Genomic DNA, 14612 nt, shown 5'->3' with positions numbered 1-14612 from the left:
GATGACGTTTCCCTGTATCGCGGCCGCGCGCCGCTTCGATCCGGCCGCGCACCTGCGTTTCGAGATCGCCGGGCAGGCGGTCGGCTGGGTGCGCCGGCACGACATCGCGAAGCTCGCGCGCTGGCCCGACGTGTTCGAGCTGACCGACACGCGCGTCGTGCTGTCGGCGCGCTACGACACGGTCGACGCGCGCAGCATGGCGCTGGCGAGCGCGATCGGCGCGCTCGCGGCCGAAGGGGCGATTCCCGGCTGGCGCGACGAGATCTACGCGATCCGCAACCGCTTCGACGATCCGCCGCTCGCGTATATCGAGCGGGCCGCGTCGCGCTTTTTCGGCACGCAGACTTATGCGGTACACCTGAACGGCATCGTAGAATATGCGGCTGCGCCGGACGCGCCGGCGGTGCCGCAGATGTGGCTGGGCCGCCGCAGCGCGACCAAGGCGACCGATCCCGGCATGCTCGACAACGTCGTCGCGGGCGGCATCGGCTGGGGCCTCGGCGTTCACGAGACGCTGACCAAGGAATGCTGGGAAGAGGCCGGCATCCCGGCCGGGCTCGCGGCGCGCGCGATCGCGGGCCGCGCGGTGCAGGTGCTCTGCTCGCTGCCGGAGGGCACGCAGTCCGAACTGATCTTCGTGTACGACCTGCCGCTGCCGCACGACTTCGCGCCGCACAACCAGGACGGCGAAGTGGCCGAACACCTGCTGGCCGGCGTGCCCGAGGTGATCGGCTGGCTGCGCGACGGCCGCGCGACGGTGGACGCGAGCCTCGCGATGCTCGACACGCTGCTGCGCCATCGCTGGCTCGCGGCGGCCGACGCGGCGGGCATCGACGCGCTGTTCGCGACGGCCGCATGACGCGGTGCGCGGCCCGGCGGCGCGAACGGGCCATTTGACGAATACGGAAACGAAGGGAGTAGCGGTCATGTCGACCGATCACAGCTTTATCTTGAAACTGTCGTGTCCGGACCGGCACGGCATCGTCCATGCGGTCTCGGGCTTCCTGTTCGAGCGCAGCAACAACATCCTCGATTCGGCGCAGTTCGGCGACAGCCGTACCGGCGAATTCTTCATGCGCGTGCATTTCGAGCAGGACGGCGGCGGCGCGGATGCCGCGTCGGCGCTCGAGCGGCTGCGCGAGGAGTTCGCGCCGCTCGCCGAGCAGTTCGCGATGCGCTGGGAACTGCACGACGCGGCCGTGAAGCCGCGCGTCGTGATCATGGTGTCGAAGATCGGCCACTGCCTGAACGACCTGCTGTTCCGCTATCGCACCGGCCAGCTGCCGATCGAGATCGCGGCGATCGTGTCGAATCACAAGGACTTCTACCAGCTCGCCGCGAGCTACAACGTGCCGTTCCATCACTTCCCGCTGGCCGCCGGTGCGTCCGAGGCGGCGAAGGCCGCGCAGGAAGCGCGCGTGCTGGAGGTGATCGAGGAGAACCGCGCCGATCTGGTCGTGCTCGCGCGCTACATGCAGATCCTGTCGCCGAACCTGTGCCGGCAGCTCGCCGGCCGCGCGATCAACATCCATCATTCGTTCCTGCCGAGCTTCAAGGGCGCGAAGCCGTACTACCAGGCGTTCGACCGCGGCGTGAAGCTGATCGGCGCGACGGCGCACTACGTGACGACCGACCTCGACGAAGGCCCGATCATCGAGCAGGAAGTCGAGCGCGTCGATCACAGCATGACGCCCGACCAGCTCACCGCGATCGGCCGCGACGTCGAGTGCGTGACGCTCGCGCGCGCGGTGAAGTGGCACGTCGAGCACCGGATCGTGCTGAACGGCACGAAGACGGTCGTGTTCCGCTGATCGCCCGGCCGGCCGGTGCCCGACCGGCGATCGACCGGCAAGCCAGGCCGCCGCAAACGGAAAAGCCGCGCCCCGTGAAGGGCGCGGCTTTTTTTATCGTGCGGGCTGCGGGCGTCAGATCAACCGCAGCATGTACAGCTCGCGCTTCAGGTACGCATAGAAGATCGGCGCGGCGATCACGCCCGGCAGCCCGAACGCGGCTTCCATGATCAGCATCGCGAGCAGCAGTTCCCACGCACGCGATTCGATCTGGCCGCCGATGATCTTCGCGTTCAGGAAGTATTCGAGCTTGTGGATGATCACGAGGAACGCGAGCGATGCGATCGCGGTGCCCATGCTGACCGACAGCGACACGGCGACGATCAGCGTGTTCGAGATCAGGTTGCCGATCACGGGCAGCAGGCCGACGATGAAGGTGACCAGCACCAGCGTCTTCGACAGCGGCAGCCGCTGATGGAAGATCGGCAGCGCGACGAGCAGGTAGATGCCGGTGAACGCCGCGTTGATCGCCGAGATCTTGATCTGCGCGAACACGATCCGGCGGAACGCGTCGGCGAAGCGCGACACGCGCGTGACGAGCGCCGTCGACAGCGGGCGGCGCGCCTTGCCGTGCTCGACGCCGATCGCGATCATCGCGCCGATGATCATCCCGAACAGCACGTGGCCGAAGCCGCGCGCGACGTTCTTGCCGCCTTGCTGGAGCTGGTCCATGTGCGAGTGCATCAGCACCGCGGCCTTCGTCTTCATCTGTTCGACGTCGACCGGCAGCAGGTTCGCGATCCACTCCGGCGTGCGCGCGCGGGTCTGCTCGACGATCTGCATCAGCTGGTCGAGCAGGCTCTGCAGGTTCGGCACCGTGTGCTCGAAATGCTCGACGATGCCGATCGACAGGCCGGTGAGGCCGCCGACGATCGCGATCGCGAGCAGCACGACGGCGACCCAGCGCGCACGCATGCTGGTGGTATGGCGTTCGATCGCGGGGGCGATCGTGTGGATCAGCTGATAGACGAGCAGGCCGGCCAGCAGCCCGCCGAGCAGCTTCAGCTCGATGACGAGCCACATCGCGACGATGGCGAACACGTAGCTGCCGATCTCGATTGCCGACATTTTCGGCAGGCTGAAGTCGCTCGTCAGCCGCACACTGCGCAGGTGCGGCTCGCGGTTTTGCGCGTCGCGCGACTCTTGTTGCTTCTCCATCGTGGATTCCTGTCGTTCGTGTGCCGTCCCGCCCGATGCGCGGTGCAGCGGTGCTCGCCCGGCGTCGCACCGGATCGGGGCGTGCGGCGAAGCTTACGACCGTAAAGTATAGCCGCCATTATGGTCCGCAAGCGGGCCTTTGGCGCGTGGTGTAAACACAGAGGGGAAAACGCGGGGCCGACGGCGCGGCCCGGACGAGGCGCGCGCGGCCGGACGGCCGCGCGGGGAGGAGGGGTCAGCCCGCCGCGACCTTGCGGGTCGGGCGCTTGAGCAGCGGCGCGAGATACCTGCCGGTGAAGCTCGCCTTCGTCTTCGCGACCTGCTCGGGCGTGCCCTGCGCGATGATCTGGCCGCCGCCGGCGCCGCCTTCGGGGCCGAGATCGATCACCCAGTCGGCCGTCTTGATCACGTCGAGGTTGTGCTCGATGATCACGACCGTGTTGCCCTGGTCGCGCAGCCGGTGGATCACCTCGAGCAGCAGCGCGATGTCGTGGAAGTGCAGGCCGGTGGTCGGCTCGTCGAGGATGTACAGCGTGCGGCCCGTGTCGCGCTTGGACAGTTCGAGCGACAGCTTCACGCGCTGCGCCTCGCCGCCCGACAGCGTGGTGGCCGACTGGCCGAGGCGGATGTAGCCGAGGCCGACATCGAGCAGCGTCTTCAGCTTGCGCGCGACGACCGGCACCGCGCTGAAGAATTCATACGCGTGTTCGACCGTCATGTCGAGCACTTCGCTGATGTTCTTGCCCTTGTACTGCACCTCGAGCGTTTCGCGGTTGTAGCGCTTGCCGTGACAGACGTCGCACGGCACGTAGACGTCGGGCAGGAAGTGCATCTCGACCTTCAGCACGCCGTCGCCCTGGCACGACTCGCAGCGGCCGCCCTTCACGTTGAACGAGAAGCGGCCCGGATCGTAGCCGCGCTCCTTGGCGGTCGGCACGCCCGCGAACAGCTCGCGGATCGGCGTGAACAGGCCCGTGTAGGTGGCCGGGTTCGAACGCGGCGTGCGGCCGATCGGCGACTGGTCGACGTTGATCACCTTGTCGAAATGCTCGAGGCCCTCGATCGCCTCGTGCGCGGCCGGCTCGGCGGAGGAGCCGTACAGGTGGCGCGCGACCGCGTGATACAGCGTGTCGTTGATCAGCGTCGACTTGCCGGAGCCCGACACGCCGGTGATGCAGGTCAGCAGGCCGACCGGCAGGTCGAGATCGACGTGCTTCAGGTTGTTGCCGTGCGCGTCGACGATGCGCAGCATGCGCTCGGGATCGGGCGCGATCCGCTCGTCCGGATACTCGATCGTGCGCTTGCCGACCAGGTACTGGCCCGTCAGCGACTGCGGGTTCGCCTGCACCTGCTTCGGCGTGCCTTCCGCGACCACCACGCCGCCGTGCTCGCCCGCGCCGGGGCCCATGTCGACGACATAGTCGGCCGTGCGGATCATGTCCTCGTCGTGCTCGACGACAATCACCGAGTTGCCGAGGTCGCGCAGGTGCTTCAGCGTGCCGATCAGCCGGTCGTTGTCGCGCTGGTGCAGGCCGATCGACGGCTCGTCGAGCACGTACATCACGCCGGTGAGGCCCGAGCCGATCTGCGACGCGAGCCGGATGCGCTGCGCCTCGCCGCCCGACAGCGTTTCGGCGCTGCGCTCGAGCGACAGGTAGTCGAGGCCGACGTTGTTCAGGAACGTCAGCCGCGCGACGATTTCCTTGATCACCTTGTCGGCGATCTCGCGCTTCGCGCCGTCGAGCGTCAGGCCGTCGAAATAGCCGAGCGCGTCGCGCAGCGGCCAGCTGCTGATTTCGTAGATGCCGCGCGCGTAGTCGCCGGTGCCGACCCGCACGTGGCGCGCCTCGCGGCGCAGGCGCGTGCCGTCGCACGACGGGCACGGCTGGTTGTTCTGGTATTTCGACAGCTCTTCGCGCACCGCGACCGAATCGGTCTCGCGGTAGCGCCGCTCGAGGTTCGGGATGATCCCCTCGAACACGTGCTCGCGCACCGTCGTGCGGCCGCGCTCGTTGATGTACGAGAACGGGATCGTCTGCTTGCCGGAGCCGAACAGCAGCACCTTGCGGATCTTCTCGGGCAGGTCCTCGAATGCGGTGTCGATGTCGAACTCGTAGAACGCCGCGAGGCTCTGCAGCATCTGGAAGTAGAACTGGTTGCGGCGGTCCCAGCCCTTCACGGCGCCCGCGGCGAGCGACAGCGACGGATGCGCGACGACCCGCTTCGGGTCGAAGAAGGTGATCTGGCCGAGGCCGTCGCATTCCGGGCACGCGCCCATCGGGTTGTTGAACGAGAACAGGCGCGGCTCGAGTTCCTGCAGCGAGTACGAGCAGATCGGGCAGGCGAACTTCGAGCTGAACAGGTGCTCGCGGTCGGTATCCATCTCGAGCGCGATCGCGCGGCCGTCGGCGAGGCGCAGCGCCGTCTCGAACGATTCGGCGAGACGCTGCTTCATGTCGGGGCGCACCTTCAGCCGATCGACGACGACGTCGATCGTGTGCTTGTCGTTCTTCTTCAGCTTCGGCAGCGAGTCGACCTCGTAGATCTTCGCGACGCCCTCGTTCGCGGTGCCGCCGCCCGAGCGCACGCGAAAGCGCACGAAGCCCTGCGCCTGCATCTCCTCGAACAGCTCCGCGTGCTCGCCCTTGCGGTTCGCGACGACGGGCGCGAGGATCATCAGCTTGGTTTCCTCGGGCAGCGCCAGCGCGGCGTCGACCATCTGCGACACGCTTTGGGCTTCCAGCGGGATGTCGTGGTCGGGGCAGTAGGGCGTGCCGACACGTGCGTACAAAAGTCGCAGGTAGTCGTGGATTTCGGTGACCGTGCCGACGGTCGAACGCGGGTTGTGGGACGTCGCCTTCTGCTCGATCGAGATCGCGGGCGACAGGCCCTCGATCAGGTCGACGTCCGGTTTCTCCATCAACTGCAGGAACTGGCGGGCGTACGCGGACAGGCTTTCCACGTAGCGGCGCTGGCCTTCGGCATAAAGGGTGTCGAACGCGAGCGACGACTTGCCCGACCCGGACAACCCGGTAATCACGACGAGCTTGTGGCGCGGCAGGTCGAGATTGACGTTTTTCAGGTTGTGGGTGCGCGCCCCACGGATACGGATCTGTTCCATGAACCTGGCGAAAATGGAGGGAACCAAACCTGCTACTATAACGGCTTTTCGAGACCGTCGTTGGGGGCCCCCGGCCTTTGCAGCAGGTGGCAGCAAGGCGTTCCCGTGTCGAGGAAAGCAGCCGCGCCGCGCGGTTCCGGGGCGGCCTGCAGGCCGCCTGCGTCACGCCTTGCCGATCGTCCGGCGCTGATCTTCCGCCGCCCGCCAGCGGGCGGACATTCCGATCATTCGAAATTCAATCCCGATGTCCAATCCGTCCGCCACGTCTTCCCGCATGACTGCGCCCGAACTGCGCGCGACCACGTCGCTCGCGGCGATCTTCGCGTTGCGCATGCTCGGCCTGTTCATGATCATGCCGGTGTTCTCGGTCTACGCGAAAACCATCCCGGGCGGCGACAACGTGCTGCTCGTCGGCATCGCGCTCGGGGCCTACGGCGTCACGCAGTCGCTGCTGTACATCTTCTACGGGTGGGCGTCGGACAAGTTCGGCCGCAAGCCCGTGATCGCGACCGGCCTGCTGATCTTCGCGCTCGGCAGCTTCGTCGCCGCGTTCGCGCACGACATCACGTGGATCATCGTCGGCCGCGTGATCCAGGGGATGGGCGCGGTATCGTCCGCGGTGCTCGCGTTCATCGCCGACCTGACCTCCGAGCAGAACCGCACGAAGGCGATGGCGATGGTCGGCGGCTCGATCGGCATGTCGTTCGCGGTGGCGATCGTCGGCGCGCCGATCGTGTTCCACTGGGTCGGGATGAGCGGGCTCTTTGCGATCGTCGGCGTGCTGTCGATCCTCGCGATCGGCGTCGTGCTGTGGATCGTCCCCAACGCCGCGAAGCCCGTGCACGTGCCTGCGCCGTTCGCGGAAGTGCTGCACAACACCGAACTGCTGCGCCTGAACTTCGGCGTGCTCGTGCTGCACGCGACGCAGACGGCGCTGTTCCTCGTGGTGCCGCGCCTGCTGGTCGACGGCGGCCTGCCGGTCGCGTCGCACTGGAAGGTGTACCTGCCGGTGATGGGGCTCGCGTTCGTGATGATGGTGCCGGCGATCATCGTCGCGGAGAAACGGGGCAAGATGAAGCCGGTGCTGCTCGGCGGCATCCTGGCTATCCTGATCGGCCAATTGCTGCTCGGCAGCGCGCCGCATACCATCATGATTGTGGCGGCGATCCTGTTCGTGTACTTCCTCGGCTTCAACATCCTGGAGGCGTCGCAGCCTTCGCTCGTGTCGAAGCTGGCGCCCGGTTCGCGCAAGGGCGCGGCCACGGGCGTCTACAACACCACGCAGTCGGTCGGGCTTGCGCTCGGTGGCGTCGTGGGCGGCTGGCTGCTGAAGCACGGCGGCGCGAACACGGTGTTCTTCGCGTGCTCGGGGCTCGTTGCCGCGTGGCTTATAATCGCGGCCAGCATGAAAGCGCCGCCGCGCAAGGCCTGATCCTTTATCCGGGCAGGCGCCGGCCAGCTTGCCGGCTCGCCCGGCGGGCCGCCCCGACGCATTCGCGGGCGGCCCGGCATCGAATCTACTGGAGAAATACATGGCATCCGTCAACAAGGTGATCCTCGTCGGCAATCTCGGCGCCGATCCTGAAGTCCGTTATCTGCCGAGCGGCGACGCGGTTGCGAACATCCGTCTCGCGACGACCGATCGCTACAAGGACAAGGCAAGCGGCGAGTTCAAGGAAATGACCGAGTGGCATCGCGTCGCGTTCTTCGGCCGCCTCGCGGAAATCGTCAGCGAGTACCTGAAGAAGGGTTCGTCGGTCTATATCGAGGGCCGCATCCGCACGCGCAAGTGGCAGGGCCAGGACGGCCAGGACCGCTACTCGACCGAAATCGTCGCCGACCAGATGCAGATGCTCGGCGGCCGCGGCGGTTCGGGCGGCGGCGGTGGCGGCGGTGACGAAGGCGGTTATGGCGGCGGCTACGGTGGTGGTGGCGGTCGCGGCGAGCAGATGGAACGCGGCGGTGGCGGCGGTCGTGCCGGCGGCGCGGCGCGTGGCGGTGGCGGCGGGCAGAGCCGTCCGAGCGCGCCGGCCGGTGGCGGCTTCGACGAGATGGATGACGATATTCCGTTCTGATTTCCCGCACGCGGAAGCCGTGAAGATCAACCCCGCCTTTTGGCGGGGTTTTTCTTTTTGTGGCGAGGATTCCGGGCTTTCTGGCCGCAGCGTGTCGCGGCGGTCGGCGGCGTGTCGCCGACGTAGGGGAGGTCCGGTTCGAAGGCCGCGCTTTACAGTCCGCCACAGTGCGGTCGCAAGTCATTTCCGGTGGGCTGGCGGCGGCGAGGGGGTTTCCTCGTAACCCGCGAGGAAATCCACATTTTTTGTCGGCGCTTCTGAGGATAGAGTGCGTTGTCGGCACTAAACGCCAGGATAGAGGGGCCGACTGCAGTTCGCTTTTTATGGATGCCGAATCAATCCGTGTCCGTGGTGCACGGTATGCGTGGTTGCGCGGAGATGGAGCCTCCCCGCGCATGCCCGGATCCGCGGGTTCTCGAGCCTGATCGGCGATGTGCAACAGATTCAGACGTCCGGAGTCCTCATGCGCTTTCGTCGTTCTCAAAAGCCGCTTGTGAAGTTTCTGATGTATGGCATCTATCCCGACAGATTCAGCAAGGAATATGGCGATGGATGGTTTGCCGTCCTGCTCGGCGCGTTCGGAAGAACGCTGCCGATGTCGGTCGGGATAGCGGCACTGAGCTGTGTCGTTGCACCCGGCGCGCTCACGGCCGGAGGGCTGGCATTCACGACGGCGATTCTGTTCGGATACAACGCGTTTCTGGAACGGCATTTGATTCGCCGGTCCCGACGCGAAGAGACATAGTCGTCTCGCAGGACGACCTGCATGCCGATTCCAAGTCACGAGCGGTGATACGATCGGGGTGTCTTACGACGGCCCACGAGCGGTTTTCAACCCGTCCGGAACGTGACCGACGCACTCCCCGATCTCCTCGCCCCGCATCCCGACATGCTGTTCTTCGGGATCACCTCCCGCATGACGGCCCCTGTGACCGGCCATCGTGTCGATCGATGCCTGCCGTCCGCTTCGCATGGCGGCGCCCGCCATTGCCGTCCATCTGCCGGAGACGCCGCATGACCCGAAACAGGCGCGCGCCGGGCTGGCCAGGCACGCCGCTGCCGCGCGCGTTCTTCGATCGCGCCGCCACCGAAGCCGCGCCGCAACTGCTCAACAAGATTCTCGCAGCGGCTGACGGCCGCGCAGGACGGATCGTCGAAGTGGAAGCCTATGCCGGCGCGATCGACCCGGCCGCGCATACCTATCGCGGCAGGACGCCGCGCAACGCGACGATGTTCGGGCCGCCGGGGCATCTGTACGTCTACTTCACCTACGGCATGCACTGGTGCTGTAACTGCGTCTGCGGCCCGGCGGGCGCGGGCACCGGCGTGCTGATCCGCGCGCTCGAACCGCTGCGCGGGATCGAGCGGATGCGCGCCGCGCGCCCGCCGCGCGTGAGCGATCGCGATCTGTGTCGCGGGCCGGCCCGGCTGACGCAGGCCATGGGCATCGACGGTGCGCAGGACGGTATCGATCTGGTGAGTGCCGGTGACGGCTTCGCAATCGTCGACGACGGCACGCCGCCGCCTGCGGAGCCGGCGCGCGGGCCGCGCATCGGCATCCGCGTCGGCCAGGACCTGCCGTGGCGATGGTGGGTGCCCGGCAACCGGCACGTATCGGGTGTCGTCCGGCACCGCACGTGAGTCCGGGCGGTCGGTCCGTTGCACAGGATCGATCTGCGTCATGAGCACGCCATTATTGTCCGGCTAAGCTGATCCTTTCGACGTTTTGATCGAGGAGGGAACGCGATGCGACGGGTCGTATTCAACCAGAAGGGCGGCGTGGGCAAATCGACGATCGTCTGCAACCTGGCGGCCATCAGCGCGAGCGAAGGGCTGCGTACGCTCGTGATCGATCTCGATGCGCAGGCGAATTCGACCCGTTATCTGCTCGGCGACCGCGCGGCCGACGCGCATCCCGGCGTCGCCGATTTCTTCGAAACCGCGCTGACGTTCAATTTCCGTCCGGTCGACGTCGCGTCGTTCATCCATCCGACGCCGTTCGAACGGCTCGACGTGATGCCCGCGCATCCCGATCTCGACGCGCTGCACGGCAAGCTCGAATCGCGCTACAAGATCTACAAGCTGCGCGACGCGCTGAACGAGCTCGACATGTACGACGCCGTCTACATCGACACGCCGCCCGCGCTGAATTTCTACACGCGCTCCGCGCTGATCGCGGTCGAGCGCTGCCTGATCCCGTTCGATTGCGACGATTTCTCGCGTCGCGCGCTGTACACGCTGCTCGAGAACGTCAAGGAGATCCAGCAGGATCACAACGGGGCGCTCGAAGTGGAAGGGATCGTCATCAACCAGTTCCAGCCGCGCGCGAGCCTGCCGCAGCGGCTGGTCGACGAACTCGTCGGCGAAGGGCTGCCGGTGCTCGCGTCGCGCCTGACGTCGTCGGTGAAGATCCGCGAGTCGCATCAGCAGTCGACGCCCGTCATCCACCTCGAACCGGGGCACAAGCTCGCGCAGGAGTTTCGCGCGCTGCATCGCGAACTGGCCGGCTGACGATCATGCGCGCCAGCGGCTTCGGTGCGCGTTGCATTTCATCCGATTATTGAAGCCATTATTAATAATCCCGAAATCGGTTTCGATACAAATTCAAAAAAACGATTACATCGGCGACTTCTTGATCTTCTGCACATGCCGGCACTTATTTTCAAATAGTCGAAATAATAGGCCGGAAAATATTGCGCCAGGTCATGACGGGTTATGCTGCCAGCAGGAAAATCATTCCGCGGCACGAAATTGCGATGCGGCCCCCCGGCGGGCTCGCCGTATCAAAGGGCTTGACGGCCCACTATCGGCGAGTTAGGGTTTGCACCTAGCATTAAAGACATTTAATTGACAATTAATCGCTCTAGAATGGCTTTCCTTCACATCCCGTTCTGAATGAATCACGGGATGTCGATAAGGAAGCAGCTTCGATTTGACTTCCAATTTCTTTACGTCGTCTCTCGCATTGCTAACAGGAGCGTGCCCGATGTCCGTATTTGCCCCCGAAAAATTCGCCGCCGATTATCAATCCGGTATCGCCGCCTGGTTCGCGATTGCCCGTCCGGCAATCCAGGGCTTCGAAGCCGTCGTCGAACTCAACCTGCAGGCGACCAAGACCGCGCTCGCCGAGTACGAGGACAAGCTGAAGGGCGCGTTCAACAGCAACAATCCGGCGGCCAGTTTCGCGCAGCAGGTGGCCGCGCCTCAGGAAGCGACCGGCAAGGCCGTGTCGTACAGCCGCCATCTGTTCGACATCGCGGTGTCGACGCAGGCCGAATGGCAGAAAGTGGTGCACGCGCAATACGAGCAGGCCGACAAGCGCCTGAAGGACGTGCTCGGCGAGCTGACGAAGCACGCGCCGGCCGGCTCGGCGCCGGTGGTAGCCGCGCTGAATTCGGCGCTGTCCGCGGCGAGCGCGGCGGCCGATTCGGTGCGCGCGGCGACGGGCCAGGCGATCGAGGCCGCGCAAAGCAGCTTCGAGGCAGCCGGTGAGACGGCGGCGCGCAGCGCCAAGCAGACGGCCGCCGCGGCCCGCAAGGAAGCGGCCGCGCGCGAATCGTCGGAATGACCGCGTGTCGCGCCTCGGCGCGACACGAGTGAGCGGCGCCGGATGTCGCGACGCCTCGCGTGTGCCACGCGGGGGGCGACGCCAATCTGGTGTGCCGCGGTGCGCCGGCCCGCGTTTCGAGCGGCCCGGCGCCCCCTGACGCTGGCGGAGCGGCCGGCTGGCGCGCCTTCGTTCGTGCTGCGTGCAACGGGCGCGCGAGCGGCCGCAGCGCGTGCCGTTCGCGTCCCGACGTGCGTCATTGCCGGCCACGGCCCGTCCGTGACCGGCGTCTACACGACAATCTGACTTCGATGCAGGAACTGAACATGACGGACGTAGTGATCGTATCGGCCGCGCGGACCGCGGTCGGCAAATTCGGCGGTTCGCTGGCGAAGATCGCGGCACCCGAGCTGGGCGCGACGGTGGTTCGCGCGGTGCTGGAGCGTGCGGGCGTGAAGCCCGAGCAGGTGAGCGAAGTGATCCTGGGCCAGGTGCTGACGGCGGGCTCGGGCCAGAATCCGGCGCGCCAGTCGCTGATCAAGGCCGGGCTGCCGAGCGCAGTGCCGGGGATGACGATCAACAAGGTGTGCGGCTCGGGCCTGAAGGCGGTGATGCTGGCGGCCAACGCGATCGTCGCGGGCGACGCGGACATCGTGATCGCGGGCGGCCAGGAGAACATGAGCGCGGCGCCGCACGTGCTGCCGGGCTCGCGCGACGGCTTCCGGATGGGCGACGCGAAGCTGGTCGACACGATGATCGTCGACGGGCTGTGGGACGTGTACAACCAGTACCACATGGGGATCACGGCGGAGAACGTCGCGAAGGAATACGGGATCACGCGTGAAGAGCAGGACGCGTTCGCGGCGCTGTCGCAGAACAAGGCCGAGGCCGCGCAAAAGGCCGGCCGCTTCGACGACGAGATCGTGCCGGTGTCGATCCCGCAGCGCAAGGGCGAGCCGCTGCAGTTCAAGACGGACGAGTTCGTGCGTCACGGCGTGACGGCGGAGTCGCTCGCGGGCCTGAAGCCGGCGTTCGCGAAGGACGGCACGGTGACGGCGGCCAACGCGTCGGGGATCAACGACGGCGCGGCGGCGGTGCTGGTGATGTCGGCCAGGCGCGCCGAGGCGCTGGGGCTGACGCCGCTCGCGCGGATCAAGGCCTACGCGAACGCGGGCGTCGATCCGAGCGTGATGGGCATGGGTCCGGTGCCGGCATCGCGCCGCTGCCTGGAGCGTGCGGGCTGGACGCCGGGCGACCTGGACCTGATGGAGATCAACGAGGCGTTCGCGGCGCAGGCGCTGGCGGTGCACAAGCAGATGGGCTGGGACACGTCGAAGGTGAACGTGAACGGCGGGGCGATCGCGATCGGTCATCCGATCGGCGCGTCGGGCTGCCGGATCCTGGTGACGCTGCTGCACGAGATGGTCAAGCGCGATGCGAAGCGCGGGCTGGCGTCGCTGTGCATCGGCGGCGGGATGGGCGTCGCGCTCGCGGTCGAGCGCGACTGAGCAGGATCTGGCGATACCGCGCATCCGCGCGCGGCGCATGCCGGCGCCGCGGATGCGTGCAGTTTTTCGCGCACCACAAGCAGCGAACCACAAGCGCGATGTTCCGGTGCGCAAGCCGGTCCCGTCGGGCAGCGGAACCGGCGGCAGCGCATCGCAGCGGGGGGCGGCGGCATCGACGATGCCGCGGTTCCGGATCGATGACTTTTTTTGTCTGTAAATAATAGGATGACTAAGCGAATTGCAGTGGTGACAGGTGGTATGGGCGGGCTCGGCGAGGCGATCAGCATCCGGTTGCACGACGCGGGTCACCGTGTGGTGGTCACGTATTCGCCGAACAACACGGGTGCCGATCAGTGGCTGACCGAGATGCACGCGGCCGGCCGCGCGTTCGACGCGTATCCGGTCGACGTGGCCGACTACGACTCGTGCCAGCAGTGCGTCGAGAAGATCGTGCGCGACGTCGGCGCGGTCGACATCCTGGTGAACAATGCGGGCATCACGCGCGACATGACGCTGCGCAAGCTTGACAAGGTGAACTGGGACACGGTGATCCGCACCAACCTCGACTCCGTGTTCAACATGACCAAGCCGGTATGCGAAAGCATGGTCGAGCGCGGCTGGGGGCGGATCGTCAACATCTCGTCGGTCAACGGTTCGAAGGGCTCGGTCGGCCAGACCAACTATGCGGCCGCGAAGGCCGGCATGCACGGCTTCACGAAATCGCTCGCGCTGGAAGTCGCGCGCAAGGGCGTGACGGTGAACACGGTGTCGCCGGGCTATCTCGCGACGAAGATGGTGACGGCGATCCCGCAGGACATCCTCGACTCGAAGATCCTCCCGCAGATTCCCGCGGGCCGGCTCGGCAAGCCCGAGGAAGTCGCGGCGCTGGTCGCGTACCTGTGCTCGGAGGACGCCGGTTTCGTGACGGGCTCCAACATCGCGATCAACGGCGGCCAGCACATGCACTGACGCGCGGCGGCCCGGGCGGCGTTCGCGCGCGTCCGGGCCGCGCTTCCGCTGTATCCAGCGCCGGCGCGGCGCACACGCGACGACGCGAGTCGTCCTGTCGCGTGACGCGCGTCGGCCTTGCATTCCGGAGGAGGCATGGGTGAAGACTGGATGGGTGTCGCGATCGGCGGTGCGGCGCTGGCCGTCGCGCTGACGATGACGATCGCGCTGCACTGGCTCGAGCGGCGTCGCGCACGGCTGCTGCGCAACTTCGATCACCGCGATTGCTGGCTCGTCGCGTACGGCAGATGCTTCGCGCGCAAACCGGTGGCAAGACCGGCGCGCCGCACGCGACGCGGCGCATGACGTGACGGACGGCGGTGCGGCGGCGCGGCGCGTCAACCG

13 protein-coding genes are annotated in these 14612 nt (G+C 66.7%); 11 read left to right on the top strand and 2 right to left on the bottom strand.

The genetic code is table 11. The features are described from left to right. Position 1 precedes the first annotated feature (1 nt). Together WS57_RS32725 and purU are read left to right on the top strand one after the other, a co-directional pair. On the top strand, positions 2-859 hold the full coding sequence (locus tag WS57_RS32725) for an NUDIX hydrolase (RefSeq protein WP_059601055.1): 858 nt from the start codon (positions 2-4) through the stop codon (positions 857-859). 67 nt (positions 860-926) lie between these two features. Continuing rightward, on the top strand, positions 927-1811 hold the full coding sequence (purU, locus tag WS57_RS32720; protein ID WP_059482826.1) for a formyltetrahydrofolate deformylase: 885 nt from the start codon (positions 927-929) through the stop codon (positions 1809-1811). 114 nt (positions 1812-1925) lie between these two features. Here the strand turns inward: purU and WS57_RS32715 are convergent, their stop codons facing one another. Both WS57_RS32715 and uvrA read right to left on the bottom strand, forming a co-directional pair. Then, the gene (locus tag WS57_RS32715) at positions 1926-3008 is read right to left on the bottom strand and encodes an AI-2E family transporter (protein ID WP_040128209.1); all 1083 of its coding nucleotides are present in this window, start codon (positions 3006-3008) and stop codon (positions 1926-1928) included. A 235-nt stretch (positions 3009-3243) separates the two neighbouring features. Further along, a complete protein-coding gene (uvrA, locus tag WS57_RS32710) occupies positions 3244-6129 on the bottom strand; it encodes an excinuclease ABC subunit UvrA (protein WP_009693734.1) in 2886 nt (961 codons plus the stop codon). 244 nt (positions 6130-6373) lie between these two features. Here uvrA and WS57_RS32705 point away from each other — a divergent pair, with 244 nt between their 5' ends. The 9 genes from WS57_RS32705 (at position 6374) to WS57_RS32665 (ending at position 14573) form a co-directional block, all read left to right on the top strand. Next, entirely contained in the window at positions 6374-7561 is a 1188-nt protein-coding gene (locus WS57_RS32705; protein WP_009693732.1) for an MFS transporter, read from the top strand. A gap of 100 nt (positions 7562-7661) precedes the next feature. Next, a complete protein-coding gene (locus WS57_RS32700) occupies positions 7662-8204 on the top strand; it encodes a single-stranded DNA-binding protein (protein ID WP_040128207.1) in 543 nt (180 codons plus the stop codon). Between the two features lie 463 nt (positions 8205-8667). Further along, positions 8668-8949, top strand: coding sequence for a hypothetical protein (locus WS57_RS32695; protein ID WP_155774382.1), 282 nt, complete (start codon positions 8668-8670; stop codon positions 8947-8949). A gap of 269 nt (positions 8950-9218) precedes the next feature. Continuing rightward, positions 9219-9845, top strand: coding sequence for a DNA-3-methyladenine glycosylase (locus WS57_RS32690; protein WP_069245334.1), 627 nt, complete (start codon positions 9219-9221; stop codon positions 9843-9845). 105 nt (positions 9846-9950) lie between these two features. Further along, on the top strand, positions 9951-10715 hold the full coding sequence (locus tag WS57_RS32685; protein WP_059512688.1) for a ParA family protein: 765 nt from the start codon (positions 9951-9953) through the stop codon (positions 10713-10715). Between the two features lie 475 nt (positions 10716-11190). Next, positions 11191-11772, top strand: a complete 582-nt coding sequence (gene phaP, locus WS57_RS32680) for a TIGR01841 family phasin (protein WP_040128200.1) — start codon at positions 11191-11193, stop codon at positions 11770-11772. A 305-nt stretch (positions 11773-12077) separates the two neighbouring features. Continuing rightward, on the top strand, positions 12078-13259 hold the full coding sequence (locus tag WS57_RS32675; RefSeq protein WP_069245333.1) for an acetyl-CoA C-acetyltransferase: 1182 nt from the start codon (positions 12078-12080) through the stop codon (positions 13257-13259). 225 nt (positions 13260-13484) lie between these two features. Continuing rightward, positions 13485-14228, top strand: coding sequence for an acetoacetyl-CoA reductase (phbB, locus tag WS57_RS32670; protein ID WP_009691477.1), 744 nt, complete (start codon positions 13485-13487; stop codon positions 14226-14228). 135 nt (positions 14229-14363) lie between these two features. Continuing rightward, positions 14364-14573 carry a hypothetical protein gene (locus WS57_RS32665; protein ID WP_059513323.1) on the top strand — a complete coding sequence of 70 codons (210 nt, stop codon included), beginning with the start codon at positions 14364-14366 and terminating at the stop codon, positions 14571-14573. The last annotated feature ends 39 nt before the right edge of the window (positions 14574-14612 follow it).

This window comes from Burkholderia pseudomultivorans (assembly GCF_001718415.1).
Taxonomy (GTDB): domain Bacteria; phylum Pseudomonadota; class Gammaproteobacteria; order Burkholderiales; family Burkholderiaceae; genus Burkholderia; species Burkholderia pseudomultivorans_A.
Note: the sequence above shows the minus strand (reverse complement) of the source record. Positions and strands in the feature narration are given on the sequence as shown.